Raw genomic sequence first — 707 nt, 5'->3', positions numbered from 1 at the left:
TTTGCAAACTTTTTTTAATTGACTCAACATCGCTATTTAACGAACAACTTTTTCCTAAAAATTCTGTTATAACACCTTCTTTTCCTACTTCCAAACCCGCTCCAAATCTTCCATACTGATCATCTAAATTACATTTTAACAAAAAAGAATCATATAATACACATGCAACTTCCTTTGTTGCAGAATTAATATACCTCATCTTTGCTTTATATCCAAAAAAATCTTCCACTAAATCATATAATTCATCTACATTCATTGTTATTCTCCTTTAATATTATGGTTTCATTGTCATAGTTTCAGCATCCCACTTGTAATTATTTTTTAATAGGTATTGATACTCTTTTCCTAATGCACCAGTATCATTAATCGGATTATGTGAAAACTGAAATGTTTTTCCTTCATTTATTCCATCATCTAGGAATGCCTCATTAAACAATTTAAACATTTCATCATCCGTATATCCATATTTAGTTTTAATAGTATCCCACTCATTCCCCAAACTAAAATATGTATAATCATCTCCTGCTTTTGTTATATAACTGGTTGGATCACCTCCATCATATTTTCCAAGCATTACTTTTTCTTTGTCTGCATTATGTATACTACTCTGATATATATTGTCATATTCTGTATAAGAAATAACCTTTCTACCACTCTCAACAACATTCTTTACCTTATTAAAGCTTTTTCCTTCCTTAAACATTTCC

The 707-nt window shown here is 29.3% G+C and carries 2 protein-coding genes; both read right to left on the bottom strand.

Annotated features, from left to right (window positions below):
- A partial coding sequence (locus tag ABMA45_RS09320; RefSeq protein ID WP_348030238.1) for a hypothetical protein occupies positions 1–256 on the bottom strand: 256 nt, incomplete at its 3' end.
- Positions 257–274: 18 nt separating this feature from the next.
- Positions 275–707, bottom strand: a 433-nt coding sequence (locus ABMA45_RS09315) for a hypothetical protein (protein ID WP_348030237.1), incomplete at its 5' end; no start/stop codon positions are given.

It is taken from the genome of Eubacterium sp. CAG:156 (genome assembly GCF_000434315.1).
In the GTDB taxonomy this organism is placed as follows: Bacteria; Bacillota; Clostridia; order Lachnospirales; family Lachnospiraceae; genus Eubacterium_U; species Eubacterium_U album.
Note: the sequence above shows the minus strand (reverse complement) of the source record. Positions and strands in the feature narration are given on the sequence as shown.